General features: G+C 70.3%; 16 protein-coding genes and 1 riboswitch. Of the genes, 10 read left to right on the forward strand and 6 right to left on the reverse strand.

Annotated features, from left to right (window positions below):
• Window positions 1-9 precede the first annotated feature (9 nt).
• Together ADY59_RS08395 and ADY59_RS08400 are read left to right on the forward strand one after the other, a co-directional pair.
• Window positions 10-1047 carry an ABC transporter ATP-binding protein gene (locus ADY59_RS08395; RefSeq protein ID WP_049559798.1) on the forward strand — a complete coding sequence of 346 codons (1038 nt, stop codon included), beginning with the start codon at window positions 10-12 and terminating at the stop codon, window positions 1045-1047.
• Entirely contained in the window at window positions 1031-2047 is a 1017-nt protein-coding gene (locus ADY59_RS08400) for an ABC transporter ATP-binding protein (protein WP_049559800.1), read from the forward strand. Before ADY59_RS08395 ends, ADY59_RS08400 begins: the two co-directional genes overlap by 17 nt.
• Here ADY59_RS08400 and ADY59_RS08405 read toward each other — a convergent pair.
• The 3 genes from ADY59_RS08405 to ADY59_RS08415 all read right to left on the reverse strand — a co-directional run bounded on the left by ADY59_RS08405 (window position 2044) and on the right by ADY59_RS08415 (window position 4776).
• A complete protein-coding gene (locus ADY59_RS08405) occupies window positions 2044-3261 on the reverse strand; it encodes a S8 family serine peptidase (RefSeq protein ID WP_053174547.1) in 1218 nt (405 codons plus the stop codon). The genes ADY59_RS08400 and ADY59_RS08405 overlap by 4 nt on opposite strands.
• The gene (locus tag ADY59_RS08410) at window positions 3258-3887 is read right to left on the reverse strand and encodes a hypothetical protein (RefSeq protein WP_049559801.1); all 630 of its coding nucleotides are present in this window, start codon (window positions 3885-3887) and stop codon (window positions 3258-3260) included. The genes ADY59_RS08405 and ADY59_RS08410 overlap by 4 nt, the downstream gene beginning before the upstream one ends.
• A gap of 82 nt (window positions 3888-3969) precedes the next feature.
• A complete protein-coding gene (locus ADY59_RS08415) occupies window positions 3970-4776 on the reverse strand; it encodes an SAM hydrolase/SAM-dependent halogenase family protein (RefSeq protein ID WP_049559803.1) in 807 nt (268 codons plus the stop codon).
• 117 nt (window positions 4777-4893) lie between these two features.
• Here ADY59_RS08415 and ADY59_RS08420 point away from each other — a divergent pair, with 117 nt between their 5' ends.
• From ADY59_RS08420 to ADY59_RS08430, 3 genes are read left to right on the forward strand one after another with little or no spacing between them, the layout of a single operon-like run.
• Window positions 4894-5196, forward strand: a complete 303-nt coding sequence (locus ADY59_RS08420) for a DUF3263 domain-containing protein (protein ID WP_049559807.1) — start codon at window positions 4894-4896, stop codon at window positions 5194-5196.
• Between the two features lie 39 nt (window positions 5197-5235).
• Window positions 5236-6009 (forward strand): trehalose-phosphatase, encoded by a 774-nt coding sequence (gene otsB, locus ADY59_RS08425; protein WP_053174550.1) that lies wholly within the window; start codon window positions 5236-5238, stop codon window positions 6007-6009.
• Window positions 6010-6044: 35 nt separating this feature from the next.
• Window positions 6045-6626 (forward strand): hypothetical protein, encoded by a 582-nt coding sequence (locus tag ADY59_RS08430; protein ID WP_156325376.1) that lies wholly within the window; start codon window positions 6045-6047, stop codon window positions 6624-6626.
• A gap of 4 nt (window positions 6627-6630) precedes the next feature.
• Here the strand turns inward: ADY59_RS08430 and ADY59_RS08435 are convergent, their stop codons facing one another.
• On the reverse strand, window positions 6631-8055 hold the full coding sequence (locus ADY59_RS08435; RefSeq protein WP_049559814.1) for an alpha,alpha-trehalose-phosphate synthase (UDP-forming): 1425 nt from the start codon (window positions 8053-8055) through the stop codon (window positions 6631-6633).
• Window positions 8056-8142: 87 nt separating this feature from the next.
• On the opposite strand from ADY59_RS08435, the gene ADY59_RS08440 reads away from it, so the two are divergent.
• From ADY59_RS08440 to groL, 5 genes are all read left to right on the forward strand, one after another.
• Complete coding sequence (locus tag ADY59_RS08440) at window positions 8143-8697, forward strand: RNA polymerase sigma factor (RefSeq protein ID WP_049559817.1); 555 nt, start codon at window positions 8143-8145, stop codon at window positions 8695-8697.
• A gap of 86 nt (window positions 8698-8783) precedes the next feature.
• Window positions 8784-8924, forward strand: a riboswitch (SAM riboswitch).
• 13 nt (window positions 8925-8937) lie between these two features.
• The gene (thrC, locus tag ADY59_RS08445) at window positions 8938-10167 is read left to right on the forward strand and encodes a threonine synthase (RefSeq protein WP_049559819.1); all 1230 of its coding nucleotides are present in this window, start codon (window positions 8938-8940) and stop codon (window positions 10165-10167) included.
• A 24-nt stretch (window positions 10168-10191) separates the two neighbouring features.
• Window positions 10192-10467, forward strand: coding sequence for a MoaD/ThiS family protein (locus ADY59_RS08450; RefSeq protein WP_049559822.1), 276 nt, complete (start codon window positions 10192-10194; stop codon window positions 10465-10467).
• 248 nt (window positions 10468-10715) lie between these two features.
• Entirely contained in the window at window positions 10716-10916 is a 201-nt protein-coding gene (locus ADY59_RS08455; RefSeq protein WP_049559825.1) for a cold-shock protein, read from the forward strand.
• 296 nt (window positions 10917-11212) lie between these two features.
• Window positions 11213-12841, forward strand: coding sequence for a chaperonin GroEL (gene groL / locus ADY59_RS08460; RefSeq protein WP_049559829.1), 1629 nt, complete (start codon window positions 11213-11215; stop codon window positions 12839-12841).
• A 182-nt stretch (window positions 12842-13023) separates the two neighbouring features.
• Here the strand turns inward: groL and ADY59_RS08465 are convergent, their stop codons facing one another.
• Both ADY59_RS08465 and ADY59_RS08470 read right to left on the reverse strand, forming a co-directional pair.
• Window positions 13024-13548, reverse strand: a complete 525-nt coding sequence (locus ADY59_RS08465) for a nuclear transport factor 2 family protein (RefSeq protein ID WP_082309950.1) — start codon at window positions 13546-13548, stop codon at window positions 13024-13026.
• Between the two features lie 218 nt (window positions 13549-13766).
• Entirely contained in the window at window positions 13767-14195 is a 429-nt protein-coding gene (locus ADY59_RS08470; RefSeq protein ID WP_049559832.1) for a GNAT family N-acetyltransferase, read from the reverse strand.
• Window positions 14196-14228 lie beyond the last annotated feature (33 nt).

Here is a 14228-nt window from a genome sequence, read left to right on the forward strand (position 1 = left end):
GGGGGACAAGTGAGAAAGACATCGCTGGACACGTTGCCTGCCGAGGGAGGGCTGGGCAACGAGCCGCTGCTCGCGGTCGACAACCTGCACGTGGAGTTCGCCACCCGTGCGGGCCTCGTGCGGGCCGTCAACGGGGTGAGCTACTCGCTCAACCCCGGCGAGACGGTCGCCGTGCTGGGCGAGTCGGGTTCGGGCAAGTCCGTGACCGCTCAGGCGATCATGGGCATCCTCGACATGCCGCCGGCGCGGATCCCCCAGGGGGAGGTCCGCTTCCGCGGCACCGACCTGCTGAAGCTGTCGGAGGAGGCGCGCACCCAGGTGCGCGGCCAGCGCATCGCGATGATCTTCCAGGACGCGCTCTCCGCGCTCAACCCGGTCTTCACCGTGGGCTGGCAGATCAGCGAGATGTTCCGGGTGCACCGCGGCATGTCCAAGCGCGACGGCATGAAGAAGGCCGTCGAGCTCATGGACAAGGTCCGCATCCCGGCCGCCAAACAGCGCATCAACGACTATCCGCACCAGTTCTCCGGGGGCATGCGTCAGCGCATCATGATCGCCATGTCGATCGCGCTGGACCCCGAGGTGCTGATCGCCGACGAGCCGACGACCGCGCTCGACGTGACGGTCCAGGCCCAGATCATGGAGCTGCTCGCGGAGCTGCAGCGCGAGAGCAACATGGGCATGATCCTGATCACGCACGACCTCGGCGTCGTCGCCGACGTCGCCGACAAGATCGCGGTCATGTACGGCGGGCGCATCGTGGAGAACGCCTCCGTGCACGACATCTACAAGTCGCCGGCCCACCCCTACACCAAGGGGCTGCTGGAGTCGATCCCCCGGGTCGACCTCAAGGGCCAGGAGCTGTACGCGATCAAGGGCCTGCCGCCGAACCTGCTCGACATGCCGACCGGCTGCGCCTTCCACCCGCGGTGCCCCTACCGCCAGGACAACTGCGTGACCGACGTCCCCCCGCTGCACGAGATCAGCGGTACGCGCAACAGCGCCTGCCACTACTGGAGGGAGGTCCTCGATGGCGACCAAAGGTGAGCGCATCCTCGAGGTCCGCGATCTGGTCAAGCATTTCCCCCTGACCCAGGGGATCATGTTCAAGAAGCAGATCGGCGCCATCAAGGCCGTCGACGGGGTCTCGTTCGATCTCAACAGGGGCGAGACGCTGGGCGTCGTGGGCGAGTCCGGGTGCGGCAAGTCCACGCTGGCCAAGGTGCTGATGGCGCTGGAGCGGCCGACGTCCGGCTCGGTGCAGATCAACGGCCGCGACATCGCCAAGGCGAAGGGCGCCGAGCTCAAGCGGATGCGGCGCAACATCCAGATGGTGATGCAGGACCCGTACACCTCGCTGAACCCCCGGATGACGGTCGGCGACATCGTCGGCGAGCCGTACGACATCCACACCGAGGTCGCCCCCAAGGGCGACCGGGCCCGCAAGGTGCAGGAGCTGCTGGAGGTCGTGGGCCTCAACCCCGACCACATCAACCGCTACCCGCACCAGTTCTCCGGTGGGCAGCGGCAGCGCATCGGCATCGCGCGGGGGCTGGCGCTCCAGCCCGAGATCATCGTCTGTGACGAGCCGGTCTCGGCGCTGGACGTGTCGATCCAGGCGCAGGTGATCAACCTGCTGGAGCGGCTGCAGAACGAGTTCAACCTGGCGTACATCTTCATCGCCCACGACCTGTCGGTGGTACGCCACATCTCCGACCGGGTCGCGGTGATGTACCTGGGCAAGGTCGTGGAGATCGGCAAGGACGTCGACATCTACGACAAGCCCGCGCATCCTTACGCGCAGGCGCTGCTGTCGGCCGTGCCGGTGCCCGACCCCGAGGGACGGGAGCAGCGGGAGCGGATCATCCTCCAGGGTGACCCGCCCTCGCCGGCCAACCCGCCGTCCGGCTGCCGGTTCCGCACCCGGTGCTGGAAGGCGCAGGAGATCTGCGCCACGGAGGAGCCGTTGCTGCAGATCAGGCCGGGGACCACGCACGAGAGCGCGTGCCACTTCGCCGAGACGCACGACGTGGTGCACGTGAACTAGGCGTCGTAGCCTCCAGGGCCCTCCGCGGAACCTTCCGCGGAGGGCCCTGTGCGTCGGCGGTGGCGTACGAGGACGCGTGTGGCCAGGACGGTGGCCAGGACGAGCAGGCCCGCCACCACCGGCGTACGGGACCAGGGGCGCTCGGGCGGCAGGCTCGTGCCGAAGTGGCCGAACCGGCCGAACCGGCCGCCGGGGATCGGCGGGGCGGGAGCGGGGCCGGCCAGCCGGGCCGCCTGCCGCAGGGCCAGGGCCGCGTTGACCACGCCGTGGCCGTAGGAGCTGTCGTAGCCGCCCTCGGGCCGCCTGCGGGTGCCGAGCTCGATCGCCCGGCGGACCTGGAACGGGGAGAGCTCCGGATGCGCCGCCTTGATCAGCGCGGCGATGCCAGCCACCAGCGCCGCCGCGGAGCTGGTGCCGTCGCCCACCACGTACGAGCCGCACGGGCCCGCCGTGACGATGCCGGTGCCGGGGGCGACGACCGACAGGTAGTCGCGACGGTTGGAGAAGGGGGCCGGCCGGAGCCGCTGGTCCACCGCGCCGACGGCGATCACGCCGGGGTAGGCGGCCGGGAAGTTCTTCCTGTTGGTCGTCGCGCCGTCGTTGCCGGCCGACGCCACCAGGACCGTGCCCCGGGAGACGGCGTACTGGACCGCCTCCTCCTCGGCGGCCGAGCCCTCCCAGGCGCCGCTGCCGCCGCCCAGCGACATGCTGATGACGTCCGCGCCCTGGTCGACCGCGTAGCGGATGCCCCGGGCGAGGGCGTCCCTGCCGCCGCCGCGCTGCTTGTCGCGCAGCGGGTCGGAGCTCTCCAGCGTGACCCGGACCGACAGCAGCCGGGCCGCCGGAGCGACGCCCAGCACGCCCTTGCCGTCGCCGTGGCCGCGGCCGGCGATCAGGCTGGCCATGGCGGTGCCGTGCTGCCCCCACAGGCCCGCCCGTCTGCGGACGCCGGTCAGGTCGGGGCCCTGCCGGACCGCCTCCGTCAGGTCCGGGTGCGGGCGCACGCCGGTGTCGAGCACCGCGACGAGCACGTCCTCGCCCCTGCTGGAGCGCCACGCCTCCGGCAGCCGCAGCGCGTCGAGCTGCCACTGCCTGGCGCGGGCGGCCGCCGCCAGCCCGTCGGCGGGGCTGCGCGCCGCGCCGCCCGCCGGTAACGCCGCCACCCCGACCAGGAGCAGCAGCGGCATGAGCGGCAGCAGCAGGGTCCGGATCACCGGGTGAGGCCCCGGTGCAGCGCGCCGGCGAGCTGGAGGGCGATGCCGCGTAACCGGGCGGCGGCCCGGTCGCCGGGCCGGTACGGTCTGCCGTCGGCGTGACCGGCGGCCGTGGCCACCAGGTAGCGGTCGTGCGTGCTGATCAGTGCGCCGGTGAAGTATTGGCGCTCGCCGAACCGCTCGGCGGGCCCGCCGGGGAAGGCCACCGGCCGGACCGTGGGCGGCCGGTGACCCGCGGCGGCGCTCGCGACGGTCGCGGTGCCCGGGGCACGCCGCCGGGCCAGCACCGCGATGCCCACGGTGGCGACGAACGTGGAGGTGCTGTCGGCGTACGTGGCGCGCAGGGCCGTGACGCAGGCCGGGAGGGCGAGCAGGGCGCCGGGCTGGAAGGCGGCGGGGCACGGCGCCTCGGGTGCGACCCCCGTCAGGACGTAGGTGACCCGGGCACCCGACGGGCTGGTGCCGGGGACGGCCGCGGGGAAGACGCGCGTCACCGGCCAGGAGCGCCAGCGCTCGGGAACGGGCGGCCCGGCGGGAGGCCAGGTCGCGGTCAGCAGGGCGAGCAGGGCAACGGACAGGTAGTACACGTCGACCTCGGAGGGAGGAGGCGCCGAACTGCCCTGCATTCTGACATGCGGTCGACGATTCGATGTGATGCTTCGGTAAACGGTCCGATACGCGGAGTAATTCCGTTCTGCGGCTTTCGTACTAACTCACGGGGGCGAGCCGGACATGTGCCCCAGGGGGCAGGCCCAGCCGCTGGGCCGCGTCGCCCGAGTTCACCGCGAACGCGATCAGCCCGGCCGAGTCGGCGAACGCCACCAGTTCCCCCGGCGGCACCGCCGCGTACGTCTCCCGGTACGGCATCGACAGCCGCCGCCGCCCCAGCCACACGCCCACCGTGTCGCCGATCCGCAGCCCCAGCGTCTCCAGGTCGCCGGCGGCGATCGAGAGCTGCGCGTTGCCGTAGCGGTCCACCGAGACGACCTCGCCCTCCACCGCGCCGCCGCGCAGCACCGAGGTCGGCTCCGGCAGCGAGACCAGCCTGCCCAGAGGCACCTCCGGCCCCAGGTCGCGGGGCCGCAGCCCGGTGCACAGCCGCCCGGCCACCGGCGCGAACACGTCCCGCCCGTGGAAGGTCGGCGAGACCGGGTGCAGGAAGTGCTCGTCGTTGCGGAGCTCGTACGCCGCCGACGCGCCGCCGCTCGCGGCGACCGCCCACGACAGCAGTCCGTTGTCCGGCCCGATGAACACCCGGCCGCCCGCCTCGATCGCCACCGGCCGCCTCAGCCCGCCGCCGCCCGGGTCCACCGCGCCGATATGCACACCCTGAGGCAGGTACGGGATCGTCTGGGCGAGAATCGCCGCGCCGCGCCGTACATCGCCCGAAGGGACGAGGTGGCACACGTCGATCACCCGGGCCGCGGGGGCGATGCCCGCCATCACGCCATGACAGGCCGCGACATAGCCGTCTTCGAGGCCGTAGTCGGTGAGAAGTGTGATGACTGAGGTCACACTTGGTGACTGTACGTCTCCCAATCCGCCGTGAACAGCCGCACTCGGCACATTACGATGGCCACGGGCCGCGTGCGCGCGACGTGATCGTCACGCGCTCATCCCGAGGAGGAGACCATGGACACTGCGCCGGTCAGCGGTGACAGTGCTGCCCCGGAACCCGTTCGACAGCCCCTCACAGACCGCGAACTCGAGCTCCTCGCCTTCGAGCGCCACTGGTGGCGTTACGCGGGTGCCAAGGAGCAGGCCATCAAGGAGACCTTCGGGTTCTCCGCCACCCGTTACTACCAGCTGCTCGGCGAGCTCATCGACCGGCCGGAGGCGCTGGAGCAGGACCCGATGCTGGTCAAGCGCCTGCGCAGGCTGCGTGCCACGCGGCAGCGCGAGCGCGCGGCCAGACGGCTTGGCATGCGCCCCTGACCTGGTGGGTACGGCAGGCGCGTGACGAACATCCCTGGAATGGAAGCGATACTGAAGGATCCGGCGGGCGCCGTGATCGGGCTCGACTTCGACGGGACCCTCTCGCCGATCGTGCCCGACCCCGCGGCCGCCAGGATCCACCCCGAGGCGGCCGCCGTGCTCGCCGAGCTGGGCCGGCACGTCAAGGCGGTCACCATCGTGACGGGCAGGCCGGTGGCCACCGCCCTGCGGCTCGGTCCGGGGCTGGAGGAGGTGCCCGGCCTGGTGGTGCTCGGCCACTACGGCTTCGAGCGCTGGGAACAGGGCCAGATCTCCGGGCCGCCGCCCCCGCCCGGGGTGCCGAGAGCCGAGGCCGAGCTGCCGTTCGTGCTCGACGCGCTCGGCCTGGCGACGGGCGTCACCGTCGAGGACAAGGGCCGCGCGGTCGCCGTGCACACCCGCCGGGCACCCGACCCCGAAGGGGCGCTGGCCAAGCTGCGCGAGCCGATGGCCAAGCTGGCCGAGAAGCACGGGCTGGTCGTCGAGCCCGGCCGGCTGGTGCTGGAGCTGCGGCCGCCGGGCATGGACAAGGGCCACGCGCTCGGCCTGTTCCTGGCCGAGCGGGAGGCGCGGTCGGTGCTGTTCGCCGGCGACGACCTGGGCGACCTGGCCGCGTTCGAGGCGGTCAGGGGAGCCGGGGTGCCCGGCGTGACGGTGTGCAGCGGCTCGGCCGAGGTGACGGCGCTGGCCGAGCGGGCCGACATCGTCGTGGACGGACCCGACGGCGTGGTGGCCCTGCTCCGCGAACTGACGTCGGCGTTCAGTCGTTCGTGACCGGCCTGCAAGTCGCCTCCGCTACCGTCGGGATCATGCTCAAGCGCTCACTCACCGTAACCGCCGTCGCCGCCTCGGTCCTCCTCCTGGCCCCCGCCGTCGCCACGGCGGCGCCCGCCCAGCCGCTGAAGCTGCGCGGCGGCCTGACTCTCTACGTGCCGATCAAGTGGAGGGTGTACGGCGGAGGCACCGACAGCGTGCACGTCGTCACGGGCAGGTGCGCCCACCCCAAGGCCGCCTTCTTCACCCCCGACTGCAAGGGCTTCTGGATCTTCGGGCCGGAGCACATCAAGCGGGGCGCCGAGGGCTTCGGCCCCTACAACGCCCAGCGGGGCGGCTACTACCCCGCCTCCGACGTGCAGCGCTGCCCGGTCGACGGCAAGCTGCTGCGGGGTGAGCGGATCGGCAGGCACACCAAGGGGCTGCGCCAGGTCGGCCCCGGGCACCGGGCGTACTACCACGAGTTCCGGACCCGCTGCCGGACCCACTCGGGCAAGGTGACGCGGACGAGCTTCACCACCCGTGAGTGGTATCTGCCGACGTCGAAGGTGCTGGTCGTCGACGAGTGGAAGACGCCCGGACTGTCCGGCGCGCTGCGGCACGCCGACTGGAGGTGACCCGTCAGCCGAGCGCGTCGAGCTGCGCGGCCAGCCACCGCTGCGGTGGCAGGGCCGTGGCGGCCGACTCCAGCCGGGCACGGCGGCGGGTCCGCTCCTCCTCGGGCATGACCAGCGCCCGGTGCAGCGCCCGCGCCGTGCCGCTGACGTCGTAGGGGTTGACCATCAGCGCGTCGGCGCCCAGCTCGGCCGCCGCGCCCGCCTCGCGCGACAGCACCAGCGCGCAGCGCGGCGACAGCACCGGGCCCTCCTTGGCCACCAGGTTCATGCCGTCGCGGATCGGGTTGACCAGCAGCACGTCGGCCATCCTGTAGGCGGCCAGGGAGCGCGGGTAGTCGTCGTTGACGTTGAGGATCAGCGGGTCCCAGTCCTCCGTGGCGTACTCGTCCTCGATCTCCTGCGCGCAGCGCTGCACCGAGGCGGTGTATTCGCGGTATTCGGGCAGGTCGTGGCGGCTCGGGTAGGCGAACGCCAGGTGCACCACCCGGCCGTGCCACTCCGGATGCGCGGCCAGGAACTCGCGGTAGGCGAGCAGGCCGCGCACGATGTTCTTCGACAGCTCCGTGCGGTCGATGCGGACGATCAGCTTGCGGTCGCCGACCTGCTCCCTGAGCGCGGTCATGTGCGACTCGACGTCGGGCTCGCCGGCGCGCGCCCACAGCGCCTTGCCGTCCACGCCGAGCCCGTGCACGCCGATCCTGGTGACGCGGCCCTCGTGGGTGACCGTACGGGCCGTCCGGTCGATCTCGGCGCCGAGCAGGGCCGCGCAGCAGTCCAGGAACGCCGACGCCCAGCGCCCGGTGAGGAACCCGGCGTGATCGGCGCCCAGGATGCCCTCCAGGACCTCCCGGCCCACCTCGTCGGGCAGCAGGGAGAAGTATTCGGGCGGCGCCCACGGCGTGTGGCTGAAGTGCGCGATGCGCAGGTCGGGCCGCTCGGCGCGGAGCATCGCCGGGGTCAGCGTCAGGTGGTAGTCCTGCACCATCACGCGCGCCCCGTGGCCGGCCTCCTCGGCCAGCGCCAGCGCGAACGCGCCGTTGTAGTCGCGGTAGGACTCCCAGTCACGCTGGAACCTGGTGCCGAACACCGGCGCGTTCGGGATGTCGTAGAGCAGGTGGTTGACGAACCAGAGCGTCGAGTTGGCGACCGAGTTGTAGGCGCGGTGGAACGTGGCGGGCGCGATGTCGAGCATCCGCAGCGCCCCGGTCTCGTAACCCGCCTGGTCGAGCCGCCCGCCCGGGGCCTGCCGCACCGCGCTGCGGTCGCCGTCGGACAGCGCCGCGCACACCCACAGCACGCCCTCGTCCCTGGCGACTCCGGACAGACCGGATACCAGACCGCCACCGCCGCGTCTCATGGTCAGCTCGCCGTCGTCGGAGACGGTGAACGAGACCGGGCCTCTGTTGGAGGCGAGCAGGACGCTGTTCATCGACACTCCCCAGGAGTTGTGGCAGGAACCCCCTCGTTTACGGCGAGGAGATGTCACCGAGGTGTCCTCCGACCTAGGATCCCAGCTATGGCGCTAGATGAGGCAACCGAGGAACTCGCCCGCTCAGCCGCCGTAGGAGATCATCGCGCACTCGGCGAGCTCCTGCGACGGATCGAGCCGGACGTGCTGCGGCACTGCGCCCGCATCCTGCCCTACCACCAGGACGCGGAGGAGGCGGCCCAGGACACCCTGCTGGCGGTGGCGCGCAACATCGGGCGGTTCGAGGGGCGCGCCAGGTTCAGCACGTGGCTGCACATCGTGACCGCCAACTGCGCGCGCACCACGTACCGGTCGCTGAAGCGCAGGGCGGCGGAGCAGAGTTCCGACGAGCTGCCCATGCAGAAGCCCGACGTGCGGCGGGTCAGCGTGATCGCCGGGTCCCGGCTGGACCTGCTCGACGCCATGGAGGCGCTGGAGGCCGACAAGCCCGACCTCGCGCAGGCGCTGGTGCTGCGCGACATCGTCCAGCTCGACTACAGCGAGGTTGCCGAGCAGCTCAAGATCCCGCTCGGCACGGCCAAGTCACGCATCCACCAGGCCCGCAAATACGTGCAGGCGGCGCTCGGCGACGACTACCGGTGAGACCAGTCGTCTCGCATAATGAGACGACTGGTCAGTTCACCCGCTGGATTGGGTAGAGTCCGGTTCAGCAACTCCTAACTGAATATTGCTCATCCAGAGGGGTGGAGGGACCGGCCCTGCGAAGCCCCGGCAACCCTCCCGGCTTGTGACTCGCGACCTGCGAGGCCGACCGGGACAGGGTGCCAATTCCGGTCCGTGGTCAGGGTGGCCGCGGACGAAGATGAGGGAAGGCCTCGCTTCATGTCGCTCGACTTCGGTCCCGCCGTCGCTCTCTCCTGCCGCGAGTGCGGCACCCGCTACCCGCTCGGCCCCAGCTTCGCCTGTGTGGAGTGTTTCGGGCCGCTGGAGGCGGCCTACTCCTTCGCGAACGTGACCCGCGCCGACATCGAGTCGGGGCCGGCCAACATCTGGCGCTACCGCTCGCTGCTCCCGGTGCCGGTCGACGTCGCGTCCAAGCCCAACATGAACCCCGGCTGGACCAAGCTCGTCAAGGCGGGCAACCTGGGCCGGGCGCTGGGCATCAAGTCCCTGTACGTCAAGGACGACTCGGGCAATCCCACGCACTCCTTCAAGGACCGCGTGGTCGCCATCGCCGTCGAGGCGGCGCGCAACTTCGGCTTCCACACGCTGTCGTGCTCCTCGACCGGCAACCTGGCCGGCGCGGTGACGGCGGCCGCCGCCAGGGCCGGGCTCGACGCCTGCGTGTTCATCCCCGCGGACCTGGAGCAGGCCAAGATCGCCATGGCCCGGGTGTTCGGCGGCAAGCTGATCGGCATCGACGGCACCTATGACGAGGTCAACCGGTTCTGCTCGGAACTGATCGGCGACCCGCTGGGCGACAAGTGGGGATTCGTCAACGTCAACCTGCGGCCCTACTACGCCGAGGGTTCCAAGACGCTCGCCTACGAGATCGCCGAGCAGCTCGGCTGGCGGGTGCCCGAGCAGATCGTCATCCCGATCGCCTCCGGCTCACAGCTCACCAAGATCGACAAGGGCTTCAAGGAGCTCATCCAGCTGGGCCTGGTCGAGGACCGCCCGTACAAGGTCTTCGGCGCCCAGGCGCTCGGCTGCTCGCCGGTCTCCGCCGCCTACAAGGCCGGCCACGACGTGGTGCAGCCGGTCAAGCCCGACACCATCGCCAAGTCGCTGGCCATCGGCAACCCCGCCGACGGCCCCTACGTGCTCGACATCGCGCGCCGCACCGGCGGAGCGGTCGAGGACGTCACGGACGCCGAGATCGTCGCCGCCATCAAGCTGCTGGCCTCGACCGAGGGCATCTTCGCCGAGACGGCCGGCGGCGTGACCGTCGGCGTGCTGAAGAAGCTCGTCGAGACCGGGCAGCTCGACCCGGAGGCCGAGACCGTGGTGCTCAACACCGGCGACGGGCTCAAGACGCTCGACGCGGTCGCCGACGTCACCCCCACGGCCGTGATCCGGCCCTCCCTCGACGCGTTCCGCGCGACTGTCTGACAATCAGGAAAGGCGAGATTAATCATGAGCGTTTCAGTACGGATTCCCACCATCCTGCGCACCTACACCGGCGGTAACGCGGAGGTGAGTGGAGAGGGCGCGACGCTGCGTGACGTGCTTGCCAAGCTCGACTCCGACTACCCGGGGATCGGCGCACGCATTCTTGATGAATCGGGCAAGATTCGTCGTTTTGTCAACGTTTACGTCGGCGAAGAGGATGTCCGTTTCGTCCAGGGGCTCGACACTCCTGCCCCTGAGGGCACTCAGATCTCCATCATCCCGGCGGTCGCGGGCGGCTGAGATCCCCCGCTGTCCAGAACGACCCTCTAGAAGGCGCCCCATGCGGGCGCCTTCTCTTTTGTGTGAAATACAAGGTTGAACCAGTTAGCCGAAGATGAAATACCCGATTTGTCGATTGACTCTGTTGCCAAACGCCGTCCCACAGGTATGGTCGAGTGCGATCGTACGGCTGATAACCATTAGTCAGGCGATTGTGGGTCTCGCGGAGGAATGGGCGGGATCTAAGAGCCCAGTAAGAGGAGTCGGAAGTGGCGCAGGGCACCGTCAAGTGGTTCAACGCGGACAAGGGCTACGGCTTCATCGCGGTAGACGGTGGTAAGGATGTATTCGTCCATTACTCGGCAATCATGATGGACGGGTATCGGTCTCTCGAGCAGGGCCAACGGGTCGAGTTCGAGATCACGCAGGGCCAGAAGGGGCCGCAGGCGGAGAGTGTCCGCTCGGTCTGACGTGGTGTGCACCGGCGGCTCGCGCGTCAGCGCAGTACGTGCGGACCGCCACCTCTCGTCCCCTCAAGTACGGCGGGCTCGCGGGCCCGCCGTACCGACCTGACCTGGGGTGGGTTGCTGCCAGCTTGCACTCGACCGGGTAGAGTGCTAAACAATTCGTTGGCACTCTCACTCGCAGAGTGCCAACCCCTGGGATCGAGACGATGGGGGTCCGCCGAAGGAGCTGCGGGCCCACATGCCGTCGCGGGCGTCGGCTCGATCGCAGCAGCCACCCTGTGTCTGGGAGGTCTAGCCTTATGGCAGCCAAGATGATCGCGTTTGACGAGGACGCCCGGCGCGGTCTCGAGCGCGGTATGAACCAGCTCGCCGACGCCGTCAAGGTGACCCTGGGGCCCAAGGGCCGCAACGTCGTGCTGGAGAAGAAGTGGGGCGCTCCCACGATCACCAACGACGGTGTCTCCATCGCCAAGGAGATCGAGCTCGAGGACCCGTGGGAGAAGATCGGCGCCGAGCTGGTCAAGGAAGTCGCCAAGAAGACCGATGACGTCGCGGGCGACGGCACCACCACCGCCACCGTGCTCGCCCAGGCGCTGGTCCGTGAGGGCCTGCGCAACGTGGCCGCCGGCGCCAACCCGATGGCTCTGAAGAAGGGCATCGAGTCCGCGGTCGAGCGGGTCAGCGAGGAGCTGTCCAAGCTCGCCAAGGACGTGGAGACCAAGGAGCAGATCGCCTCCACCGCCTCCATCTCCGCCGCCGACCCCGAGATCGGCTCGCTCATCGCCGAGGCGATGGACAAGGTCGGCAAGGAAGGCGTCATCACCGTCGAGGAGAGCAACACCTTCGGCCTCGAGCTCGAGCTCACCGAGGGCATGCGCTTCGACAAGGGCATGACGTCGATGTACTTCGTCACCGACTCGGACCGCATGGAGGCCGTGCTCGAGGACCCGTACATCCTCATCGTCAACTCGAAGGTCTCGGCCAACAAGGACCTGCTGCCGCTGCTCGACAAGGTCGTGCAGTCCGGCAAGCCGCTCCTCATCATCGCCGAGGACGTCGAGGGCGAGGCCCTGGCCACCCTCGTGGTCAACAAGATCCGCGGTCTGTTCCGCTCCGTGGCCGTCAAGGCCCCGGGCTTCGGCGACCGCCGCAAGGCCATGCTCGGTGACATCGCCATCCTCGCGGGTGGTCAGGTCATCGCCGAGGAGGTCGGTCTCAAGCTGGAGAACGCCACCCTCGACCTGCTCGGCCGCGCCCGCAAGGTCGTCGTCACCAAGGACGAGACCACGATCGTCGACGGCGCCGGTGACGCCGACGCGATCAGCGGCCGCGTGAACGAGATCCGTGCCGAGATCGAGCGCACCGACTCCGACTACGACCGCGAGAAGCTCCAGGAGCGCCTGGCCAAGCTCGCCGGTGGCGTCGCCGTCATCAAGGCGGGCGCGGCCACCGAGGTCGAGCTCAAGGAGCGCAAGCACCGCATCGAGGACGCCGTGCGTAACGCCAAGGCGGCCGTCGAGGAGGGCATCGTCCCCGGCGGTGGCGTGGCGCTGCTGCAGGCCGGCGCCAAGGCGTTCGACAAGCTGGAGCTGACCGGCGACGAGGCCACCGGTGCCGCGATCGTCCGCAAGGCCCTGGAGGAGCCGCTCAAGCAGATCGCGGTCAACGCCGGCCTCGAGGGCGGCGTCGTGGTCGAGCGCGTGCGCAACCTCACCCCGGGTGAGGGCCTCAACGCGGCCACCGGCGAGTACGTCAACATGTTCGAGTCGGGCATCCTCGACCCGGCCAAGGTGACGCGCTCGGCGCTGCAGAACGCCGCCTCCATCGCGGCGCTCTTCCTCACCACCGAGGCCGTCATCGCCGAGAAGCCGGAGAAGACCCCGGCCGCTCCCGCCGGCATGCCCGGCGGCGGCGACATGGACTTCTAAGTCTCGCCTTTTCGGTAATGCATCCGCCCGAGCCGGTTTTCCGGCTCGGGCGATGCGTTATTTGCGCCTGTCCCAAATTGGGGAATCTTCTTTTACGGCACCGCCGGATCATGGCCGGTGCCCGCACTTCGGTTAAGGGCCTCCAGGGAGACGGCCGCTGACCGGATGGTGGCCGGCCGCCGTCACGCACCCACGTGAGGCGGTTTCCGGGGTGAATTGTCAGCCACGGCCGCTGGGCGGCACGCGTCGGCCACGGCCTGGGGGTCCCAATAGAACGGGCGGCATTCGAGCATGCGGCCGTTCCTGACCGTGATCAGCTGCATGATCAGGATGTCGACCTCCCGGCTGGTGGCACGGGCGCGGAAGCGCACCCGGTTCTGCACGACCACGGTGTTCTCGTCGCCCCAATGCTCCTGGGCCAGGAACTCCATCGACTCCCACACCTCGCTGAAGAGGGCCAGGAACCGCTCCATGCCGTCGTGGCCGCGCCACGCGCCCGTGCCGGTGAAGGGCAAGCCCGGAGCCTGGTGCAGGACGACGTCCGGGTCCAGGTACGCGGCGACGTCGGCATAGGACGCCTTGCCGAACCCGCCCGCGGCCACGTACGCGGCCTCCGCGGCGTAGAACCTCTCCATCACGGCCCAGGCGCCCACCGGGTGCCCGTCCACACTCGACCCGCCGTCCTCCGCCAAGCTTTTCGCACTCATGCTGCCAGCCTCCCCGACGGCGCCGGGTCCCGCTGGCGTGGATCAGACCTCCAACCCCGGAAACCGCCTCACGTGGGTGCGTAGCGGCGCCCGGCCACCGTCCGGTCAGCGGCCGTGCCCCTGGAGGCCCCTGGCCGAAGTACGGGCACTGGCCGAAACCCGGCCGTGCCGTACAGGAAGAAGAGCTGTACAAGAAGAAGAGCCGTACAGGAGGAGGATCAGATCAGCCGCTTCACCCAGCGGGACCACTCGGGCTGGGGGGAGTAGCCGGCGGCGGCCCAGGCCGGGTGCGCGAGGGTGTTGTCGTGCAGGACCATCGCGTCGGCGCGGAAGGCGCCGAAGGCGGTGAAGCGGCGCTCGGCGGCGGCCAGGAGCGCGGTGGCGATGCCCTTGCGGCGGTGGTCCGGGTGGACGGCCAGCCGATACAGGTGTGCCCGCCAGCCGTCCCAGCCGGCGATGAGGGTGCCCGCCAGCGCGCCGCCGAGCTCGGCGATCAGCAGCGCCTCCGGGTCGCGTTCGATGAGCGCGGTGAGCTTGCCGGGGGAGTCGCGGCGGTCGGTGCCTTCGGCGGCGTGGAGCCAGAAGTCCAGGACCGGCTCCACGTCGCCCGGGCCGCCGAACCGGATGTCCACCCCGAGGTCGCTCATGGTTCGCGAACTTATCAGAGTGGTCGCGAACCC

It is taken from the genome of Nonomuraea sp. SBT364, assembly GCF_001083785.1.
Classification (GTDB): domain Bacteria; phylum Actinomycetota; class Actinomycetes; order Streptosporangiales; family Streptosporangiaceae; genus Nonomuraea.